This window comes from Pantoea sp. CTOTU49201 (genome assembly GCF_032054795.1).
GTDB lineage: Bacteria > Pseudomonadota > Gammaproteobacteria > Enterobacterales > Enterobacteriaceae > Pantoea > Pantoea symbiotica.
This window is the reverse complement of the sequence record NZ_DAMBSA010000182.1, coordinates 1-8870: the sequence shown is the minus strand read 5'-3', so window position 1 is coordinate 8870 and position 8870 is coordinate 1. Positions and strand designations below refer to the sequence as shown.

General features: G+C 56.3%; 7 protein-coding genes and 1 pseudogene. 4 read left to right on the top strand and 4 right to left on the bottom strand.

The features are described from left to right. Positions 1–176: aspartate/glutamate racemase family protein (locus RTY00_RS13750; protein WP_312664830.1), on the top strand; the 176-nt coding region annotated here is incomplete at its 5' end. Positions 177–245: 69 nt separating this feature from the next. On the opposite strand, the gene RTY00_RS13745 is transcribed toward RTY00_RS13750, so the two are convergent. Next, complete coding sequence (locus tag RTY00_RS13745; protein ID WP_312664829.1) at positions 246–1313, bottom strand: LacI family DNA-binding transcriptional regulator; 1068 nt, start codon at positions 1311–1313, stop codon at positions 246–248. Positions 1314–1412: 99 nt separating this feature from the next. Between RTY00_RS13745 and RTY00_RS13740 the strand changes: the two genes are divergently transcribed. Continuing rightward, the gene (locus RTY00_RS13740) at positions 1413–2180 is read left to right on the top strand and encodes a YdcF family protein (RefSeq protein WP_312664828.1); all 768 of its coding nucleotides are present in this window, start codon (positions 1413–1415) and stop codon (positions 2178–2180) included. A gap of 114 nt (positions 2181–2294) precedes the next feature. Here the strand turns inward: RTY00_RS13740 and RTY00_RS13735 are convergent, their stop codons facing one another. Further along, positions 2295–3206 (bottom strand): ketopantoate reductase family protein, encoded by a 912-nt coding sequence (locus RTY00_RS13735; protein ID WP_312664827.1) that lies wholly within the window; start codon positions 3204–3206, stop codon positions 2295–2297. 211 nt (positions 3207–3417) lie between these two features. Between RTY00_RS13735 and fusA the strand changes: the two genes are divergently transcribed. Together fusA and RTY00_RS13725 are read left to right on the top strand one after the other, a co-directional pair. Continuing rightward, positions 3418–5520 carry an elongation factor G gene (gene fusA, locus RTY00_RS13730; RefSeq protein WP_312664826.1) on the top strand — a complete coding sequence of 701 codons (2103 nt, stop codon included), beginning with the start codon at positions 3418–3420 and terminating at the stop codon, positions 5518–5520. Between the two features lie 161 nt (positions 5521–5681). Next, the gene (locus tag RTY00_RS13725) at positions 5682–6275 is read left to right on the top strand and encodes a LuxR C-terminal-related transcriptional regulator (protein WP_312664825.1); all 594 of its coding nucleotides are present in this window, start codon (positions 5682–5684) and stop codon (positions 6273–6275) included. A 93-nt stretch (positions 6276–6368) separates the two neighbouring features. On the opposite strand, the gene RTY00_RS13720 is transcribed toward RTY00_RS13725, so the two are convergent. Both RTY00_RS13720 and RTY00_RS13715 read right to left on the bottom strand, forming a co-directional pair. Beyond that, positions 6369–7535 (bottom strand): CfaE/CblD family pilus tip adhesin, encoded by a 1167-nt coding sequence (locus RTY00_RS13720; protein ID WP_312664824.1) that lies wholly within the window; start codon positions 7533–7535, stop codon positions 6369–6371. A gap of 9 nt (positions 7536–7544) precedes the next feature. Continuing rightward, positions 7545–8870: pseudogene (locus tag RTY00_RS13715) on the bottom strand (CS1-pili formation C-terminal domain-containing protein); the annotation flags it as partial.

Here is an 8870-nt window from a genome sequence, read left to right as displayed (position 1 = left end):
AATCGCGCGCGCAATACCGCAAGATTATTGCCGAGCTGGTGGAGCAGGGCGCAGAGGCGATCATTCTTGGTTGTACCGAAATCACCTTACTGGTGAAAGCTGAGGACGCCAGCGTTCCGCTGTTCGATACCACCTTGATCCACGCCGAAGACGCCGTAAAACTCGCGCTCCCGTAGGGTCGCCATTTATGGCGACCGATTGACAAGCATTACGAAATTCATGGCGACCAGGCGCACCTCACCTATTTATGAGGTGCGCTTCAACTTGCGTGCCAGAACCTGCAACTGCTGCGCAATCTCCGCCACATCCACTTCATCCTGCAGCGGTGCTGCCGTGGTTTCCCGCAACACTAACTCGGTTTCCAGCGTCTTCTCTGTCACATCGCCGCCTTCCAGCTGAGCCAGCAAGCGATCAACGCTCACCACGCCCAACTGCTGCAGATCCTGACGCACGGTAGTTAACGGCGGCTGATACCACGCGCTTTCCGCCGTATCGTCATAGCCAATCAGCGAAATCTCCGCCGGGATCCTCACGCCATGTTGATGCAGCGCCCGCATCGCGCCGAGCGCCATCTGATCGTTAGCCACCAGCAGCGCCTGCGGCAGACGGTCAGGTAACTGCGCCAGCAGCGCCTGATAGCCCGTTGCCGCGCTCCAGTCACCGCTCAGCACGCAGAATGGCGTGAGTTGATGCGCGGCCAGCGCTTGCTGCCACGCAGCGAAACGCGCGCGCGCCGATGCAGAACTTGCCGGGCCATTTAACACGCCAATCTGACGATGGCCGAGCGCCACCAGATGATCAACCGCCTGCTGCGCACCGGATTCGCTCTGATACTGGCACTGCGCCACTTCAGCGCTGCGCTCCACATCGAGAAACAGCACCGGTTTGTGGTCGCACTGCTGCTGAATCTGCGCGGCCTGCGCGGCATCCAGCGGCAGGTTGATCAGCAGCGCATCTACGCGCTGCGCCAGCAGTTCATTCACAGTGTCCTGCGGCGCGCTGTCGGGATTCGCCATGGCGATCACCAGATGATAACCCTGCGCTGCCGCGCGTTGCTGAATCGCCGAAGCGATTTGTGCGGGCGCCATCAAGGCTAAATCACTGGTGGCGAGTCCCAGCGTACGGGTGTTTTTACCCGCCAGCTGCTGTGCCACGCGATTCGGCACATAGTTGAGTTGCTGCATCGCGGCTTCTACTTTGGCGCGGGTGCGCGGCGAAACCTGCTCGGAATGGTTGAGGACGCGGGAAACGGTTTGATAAGAAACCCCAGCCAGATGAGCAACATCGTCGAGGGTTACGGAGCGCGCAGTCATGAATCTCTCCTGAAGATTAAGCTGCGAGTGTAGCAAATTTTTCCCTGCCGACACGCACTTAAGCCGCTACACTGCCAAAGGTATAAAGAGGAGAACCGGATGCAACTCACTAACCATCAGATTCAGGATATCAATACCTTGGCGGCCTGGCTGGCGCTGGATCAGATGCCACAAGATGGCACGCTCGATATCGATTTAGCCATTCTCGCCGGTCACGCGGTGCTACCGAACGTGGAAGCGGTGATTGCCGTGGCGAAAAAGTATCAGCTGCCGTTATTGATCAGCGGCGGCATTGGCCACTCAACGCCGCTGCTGGTGGAGATGCTCGCGGCGCATCCGCTGTATCGCCAAATCGACAGCAAAGATAAAAGCGAAGCCGAATTGTTAGGCGATGTCGCCCGCGTCTTTGCCGCGCTGCCGGACGATCTGCTGCTGCTGGAAACCGCTTCACGCAACTGTGGGGAAAACGCCGCCTTCAGCCAGAAACTGCTGGATGAGCACAAATGGCAGCCGCAGCGCGTGCTGCTGGTGCAGGATCCGCTAATGCAGCGTCGCACCTGGGAAACCTTCCGCTATCAATGGCGCGATCGCGCGGATGCGCCGGAATTTATCAGCTGGCCGGTGTTTGTGCCGCAGGTGAAGATGGACGCAGGCATGCTGCGCATCATCGGTGCGCCGCCGCAAGGATTGTGGTCGATGGAGCGTTTTCTCTCGCTGCTGATGGGGGAAATCCAGCGCTTGCGTGACGATGAAAATGGTTACGGGCCGCGCGGCAAAGGTTTCCTTGGCCACGTCGAGGTGCCAGAAGCGGTGGAAGCCGGCTGGCAACGCCTGAAGCAGTTGCCAGGCGTGCAGTCACGGCTATGATGTACCAGTCACTCACACTATCTGCGTAGGGTCGCCATTCATGGTGACCTGGTGCGCATAAATGCGCACCCTACGAAAAACCAATTCGGGGATTGTCATCCCTGGCGACCCGTTTTATAGACCCTGCACGTACACCTGCAAATTGACATACACCGCGTTCAGCAACGGCGTCACCACGCCGCTACGTGTGCCGCGCACCAGCAGATCGCCAATCACCTGATCGGCCTCAATCTCAAAGCCCTGGGTTAAATCGCGATACATCGACGAGGTCATCGCCGCTTTGGGATTATTGAGCGTCTCATAAATCTTCGCCGTCACCGCCGGGCGCTGCTGATAACCTTCCGCACTCAGCACCGCCAACACTTCACCAAATACACTTTGCAACATCGCTTCGCCGCCTTGAGACGTCAGCACCTGTTGCGTATTACCGCGCGCGAGACAACACACCGCACCAAGCGTGCTGAGCAACAACCATTTTTCCCACAGCTCGCTGATGATGTTGTCGGCAAACACCGTATCAAACTGCGCCGCACGCAGCGCTTCATCCACGCGCTGCAAACGCGCATCGTTGTTTCCGTCCAGCGCGCCGTAATAGAGGATATGCAGCGGCGTCATCTGCAGCACTTCGCCGTTTTCACCCAGTGTGGCGTTGATTTTGCATAAGCCGCCGATCACCTTGTCGCCAAAGCGTGCACGCAGCGTATCGATATGTCGCATGCCGTTGAGGATCGGCATGATCAGCGTGTCAGGACCGACAGCGGGCGCGATGTCATTCATCGCCTGATCCAGCGCGAAGCTTTTCACCGTCAAAATAATCAGATCAAAATGCCCATCCAGCGAGCCGGCCTGCGCCAGCTGCGGCTGAATCACTTCGCTGCCGGATGGCGTTTTCAGCACCAGACCGGTTTGCTGCAACTGCTGAAAGCGGCGCTCGCGCACCAGAAAAGTCACATCACGTCCTGCTTGCGCCAGACGCGCACCGAAATAGCCGCCGGTGGCGCCGGCGCCGACTACCAGAATACGCATGGTCAATTTTCCCGTTGAGAGTGAAAGCCTTACCTTAAAGTGACCGGCGACGGCTTTCCAGCCCGTAAATGCTGAATCAGATACAAGATTTTAACGATGTTTAAAAAAGGCTCAAACTGTTCGTATTTACTCGTACAATAGGTTTAGGCTGTTGCGCAGCGGCGGGCAATGGTGCGCGCCGCATAACTAGTCGAATGACTAAGGACGCATCATGCCCCGAACCCTCCCCATCGAACGTTATCGTAACATCGGCATCTCCGCGCACATCGATGCCGGTAAAACCACCACCACTGAGCGCATCCTGTTTTACACCGGAATGAGCCACAAGTTAGGTGAAGTGCACGATGGCGCGGCAACCACCGACTGGATGGCGCAGGAGCAGGAGCGTGGTATCACCATTACCTCGGCGGCGGTGAGCTGCTTCTGGCCGGGCATGGACGGCAGCTTCACGCCGTACCGCATCAATATCATCGATACGCCCGGACACGTCGATTTCACCATCGAAGTTGAGCGTTCAATGCGCGTGCTTGATGGCGCGGTGATGGTGTATGACGCCGTCGGCGGCGTGCAGCCGCAGTCTGAAACCGTGTGGCGCCAGGCCAATAAATATCATGTGCCGCGCATCGCCTTCGTCAACAAAATGGACCGTCAGGGCGCGGACTTCTTCCGCGTGGTGCAGATGATGAAAGACCGCCTGCACGCCAATCCGGTGCCGATTGTCATTCCTATTGGTGCGGAAGAGCACTTCAGCGGTGTGGTCGATCTCAACAAAATGCGCGCCATTTACTGGGACGACGCCAGCCAGGGCATGAGCTTCAGCTATGCGCCGATTCCTGCTGAGTTGCAGGCACTTGCCGCCGAGTGGCGCGAGAACATGGTGGCAGCAGCGGCAGAAGCCAGCGAAGCGCTGATGGATCGCTATCTGGAGCAGGGCTATCTCAGTGAAGACGAGGTGATTGCCGGATTGCGTCAGCGCACGTTGCTCGGTGAAATCCAGCCGATGCTGTGCGGCAGTGCGTTCAAAAACAAAGGCGTGCAGCGCATGCTCGACGCGGTGATTGAACTGATGCCTTCGCCGCTCGACGTACCGGCGGTGAGCGGCGTCAACGAGCAGGGCGAACACGATGAACGTCATGCGGATGACAGTGAGCCGTTCTCGGCGCTGGCGTTCAAGCTGATGAGCGATCCCTACGTCGGACAGCTGACCTTCGTGCGCGTTTACTCTGGCGTGCTGCGCAAAGGCGACAGCGTGTGGAACGCGGTGAAAGGGCGCAAAGAGCGCATTGGTCGCATCGTCCAGATGCAGGCCAATGACCGCATCGAGATCGAAGAGATTCGTGCTGGCGATATCGCCGCGTGTGTAGGTTTGAAAGAGGTCACCACCGGCGAAACGCTGTGTGATCCTAATGCGGTGATCACGCTGGAGCGCATGGAGTTTCCCGATCCGGTAATTTCGCTGTCGATTGAGCCGAAAACCAAGAGCGATCAGGAGAAAATGGGCCTGGCGCTGCAGCGGCTGGCGGCCGAAGATCCCTCGTTCCGTCTGCACACCGATGAGGAATCGGGCCAGACGATCATTTCCGGCATGGGCGAGTTACATCTGGAGATTATCGTTGATCGCATGAAGCGCGAGTTTGGCGTGGAAGCCAACATCGGTCGGCCGCAGGTTACCTATCGCGAAACCATTCGCAAAACGGTACGCGACGTGGAAGGCAAGTTTGTGCGTCAGTCGGGCGGTAAAGGTCAGTACGGCCATGTGGTGCTGACGCTGGAGCCGCAGCAGGCGGGGGCCGGATTTGCCTTTGAAGACGCCACCAAAGGCGGCGTGGTGCCGCGCGAGTTCATTCCTTCGGTGGAGAAGGGTATTCGTGAAGCGCTGAACAGCGGCGTGCTGGCCGGTTATCCGGTGGTGGACATCAAAGCCACGCTGACGTTTGGTTCGTACCACGATGTCGATTCGTCAGAAATGGCATTCCGCATGGCGGCGATCTTTGGCTTCAAAGCCGCCGCGAAACTGGCCGATCCGGTGATCCTCGAACCGCTGATGCAGGTGGAAGTGGAAACGCCGGAAGAGTATGCCGGTGGCGTGATGGGCGATTTGTCGTCACGCCGCGGTACGCTGCAGGGCATGGATGAACGCTTTGGTGCGCGCATTATTCGCGCCGAAGTGCCGCTGTCCGAGATGTTTGGCTACGCCACCACGCTGCGATCGATGTCGCAAGGCCGCGCAACCTACAGCATGGAGTTTGCGCACTACGCGGAAGCACCACGCAACGTGGCTGAGAGCATCATCGCCGCGCGCGCCCAGGCTTAATGTGAGATCAGACCGGGCACAGAGGTAACACTTTGTGCCCGGTCTACTGTTAAATCGACCGGTCGATCACGTGAATTATTTAGCACCAAAAATGGACAGTTAATTTCCGCCGGTAAGCCGATAGTATTCGCAGAATGAGGGATATTTATCGGAAATTAATCATGGATGTCATTTATCTGGATCAGTCTTGCTATCACCAGCAGGGCTTAATTGCGCTGCTGGAACATTCAAATATCACTTGCTGTAATACGCTTCGTGAAATGAAGACGCTAATGAGTGACAGGGAAAAAACCGCCAGTCTTTCACCGATTATTATTTTTGATTTGCCGATAAACTTCCGCACGGCGCTGGTTCAGATAGATTATCTGACCAGACTGAAAATCACCTTAAATGCGACGCTGATTTTCTTTTCAGATTCAGTGAAAAACAAGATTAATTACAGCACTCATGCCATTACAGCCGATTGTTTTATCGATAAAAAATCTCCAATCGGCACCATCAGTACCAGGCTGGCGATGATGTTGTGCCAGCATAAAAACGGCCAGCTGTTGGCTGCTCCCGCCATCAATAATCATTTAACCCGTAAAGAATTCAACTTCCTGTGTTGTTTATTCACTTACGAATCGATTGAAGGTGTGGCGAAAATAACCGGTATAAATAAAAAAACACTCTACAGCCATCAAAATAAGATCGTTAAAAAACTCAACCTAAAAAACAGCCTGCATCTCTATCAGCGCTTCACCAATAATTTTTAAACCTACCCCGCACGGTCGCCATTTATGGCGACCTGGTGCGCATAAATGCGCACCCTACGAAAACATCGGATAATGTCATCACCGCCCGCGCCATTATTGCGTCGTCGGGGTATAAATAATTCTCAACGTGCCCTGATAACGGCCCGCTGTTTTTGACGACAAGGTGAAGGCTGGCGTAATGAGTTGTATCGGAGCAGGAACGCACAGCACCGAATTGCTCTGGCCCGGCAACACCACACGCCTTAACACTCCTCTGTTGGTGCCGCTCCAGATAATTTCACTGCCGTTCTCAACTGTCTGGCGCGCTTTGGTCAGCGGGTTAATCACTTCAATCGCATAATCGAGACGATTTTGCGCCAGATTTTTGTCCGCGCCTGTGCGATATAACGAAAACAACCCCGTGGCTCTGGCGGGCGCGGCTGCACCTTCGTCCTGAAATAAGATGCTCACTCGGTTGCTGTCAGAGTTATTGCCGTCGTACAGGCACATATCCAGCGAACGGCTGCCGCTGACGCTGGTGGTGGCGCGCGCACCGGGGAAGGTTTTTAAACCGAGATCAACCGTGGCGGCCGCATTGCCAAACTCCGGCAGATAAATCTGCTGATTACCGTAATCCGTCACCTTAAAGGTCATGCTGGCGATCCAGTCACCCATCTTCGTCACGTTGGTACACCCCACGTTCACGTTCTGCGAATTTCCCGTGCAAGAGGTCACGGGCCACTGCATCAGCGACATTTTCAACGTCGCGCTCCAGGTGCCCGCCGACGGGAATTTACTCAGCTCGGAAGAGGGAAGATAGGCCGAATAATCGGTGCCATCGCCACGCGGCGTAACGGCACCGCCAAAAGCATTCATCGGCGCCAGATTGGTCGCCACCACCACATTATTCAATGAGCGCCTTTTGGTAAGATAGACATTCAGTACCAACGTCTGTTTGGTGCTGCTTTCGGTAAACAATAGCGGCACGGGATAGGGTGACGGAGACGCTTCCAGCCAGACAGGTAATGTCAGGCAGGCACCATATTGATTGCTGGTGCGCGACTGGCAAACCAGCGTGTTGCGGCCCCATTTTGGCGCATCGTTGGTATCGTAACCGCCGTTTTCATTGGTCCAGATCGGCAATTGCGCCGGCACTGACATGCGGTCAAATGTTACGGCTACGCTGGTATTGCGCCCAGAAGGTGTGAGCGTGGCGGCCTGCGCCAATGTGTTGACCATCAACCAAAACAGCGTCAGCGCGCTAAGAAAGCTACTTTTCATCCAAAATCCCTATTGTTGTTGCGACGCAGAAGAAGCGGTGCGAGCCAGCGGAACCTCATCCGCCTGGCGGGTGACAATCAGCATTTTTGCTCGTTGCTGCACATCCTGCGGCACTGAAGCCAGTTCGATAGGTTTGCAGTCGCTATCGCCGACGTAACGCACCACGTCATGGGTGCTTTTCACCTTCATTTCACAGCGGTACATCTGCATGCCGCGCACCATGTAGAGATTTTTTATGCGGTGATCGGTCTCAGCGCTGAATCCGCCCTGGCCTAAACCGGACCAGCTGGCGACATTCAGCGGCGTGGCACCTTCCAGTGGAAGCTGTTGATTGATCATCAGCCTGCCGAGCCAGGTGTAGCGCGAAACAATATTCACCTTGCTAACCAGCATGCGGCCCGGCGAGATGAACAGCGTGCGTCGTCCGGCACCTTGAGTAATTTCGCTGCGCATCCCGTCGGTGGATTCGATGGAATCATTGATGCTGATCGCGCTCTGGGTATAAGCCGGTACGCTGAAGAGTGTGCGGCCGGTGCCATGCAGGCTGGCGCTGCCCGCGCCATCAACCGAGACATCCACCCGGGTATCGCGACTCTCATCGCTGCTCGCCACATGCAAACCGACCGCCGCACCGGGCAGGCCGTTGCCCCATTTGCCCCAATACAGACCGGAACGCGCTACCGCCAAAGAGGAGTTATAGCTGCCGCTGCTGCTAAAGCGTTGAGCGGATGAACCGGACGATGCCGAGCTGACCGCCAGGCTGCCGCTGCCGTATTCACCGCCGGTTTTGCCATAAACGGAAGCATTCAGTTTGTTTTCCTGATTACCGTTGAGGTTCACGCCAATTTCTTGCTGATTCTGTGCATCGAAATACCAGTTCTGCGCCACGTTATAGCCAATCTGATCTTTGTTGTTGCGATCGGTTTGGTAGGTCATGCCGAGCGAACTGTAGCTCGAACGTGAATCGACGGTCGGCGTGCTGACACGCGAGAGTGAAACCGAGAGGAAGCCGCCATTATCACGCTGGGTTCCGCTGCTGCTGGTGCGGGTAAAGAGATTGGCGCTGGTATTAATATTGATGCCGTTGACGCTGAAGCCGCGCCCAAGGCCAGCCTGCCAGGTGGTGGTCTGCGTTTTGCTGTAGAGGTTGCGGCGCGCCCACTGCGGCACCACCGCGTTATCATCCAGTTGAACAGGCAGCACATTGCGGCCTTCATTCTTGCTGGCGCTGTAGCCGGCATTCAGATACCAGCTTTTCACCGGCACGCTGAACATCAGGCTGCTGCTCTGGTAGCACCCGCTAAAACCGTATTGCCCACCGTTGTTGCTGTAGCA

What these genes read in the sequence shown, in the direction of transcription:
- RTY00_RS13740 (WP_312664828.1), top strand. Translation starts at nt 1,413, where the DNA reads ATGCAACTCACTAACCATCAGATTCAGGATATCAATACCTTGGCGGCC.
- RTY00_RS13725 (WP_312664825.1), top strand. Translation starts at nt 5,682, where the DNA reads ATGGATGTCATTTATCTGGATCAGTCTTGCTATCACCAGCAGGGCTTA.
- fusA (WP_312664826.1), top strand. Translation starts at nt 3,418, where the DNA reads ATGCCCCGAACCCTCCCCATCGAACGTTATCGTAACATCGGCATCTCC.
- RTY00_RS13720 (WP_312664824.1), bottom strand. Translation starts at nt 7,535, where the DNA reads ATGAAAAGTAGCTTTCTTAGCGCGCTGACGCTGTTTTGGTTGATGGTC.
- RTY00_RS13735 (WP_312664827.1), bottom strand. Translation starts at nt 3,206, where the DNA reads ATGCGTATTCTGGTAGTCGGCGCCGGCGCCACCGGCGGCTATTTCGGT.
- RTY00_RS13745 (WP_312664829.1), bottom strand. Translation starts at nt 1,313, where the DNA reads ATGACTGCGCGCTCCGTAACCCTCGACGATGTTGCTCATCTGGCTGGG.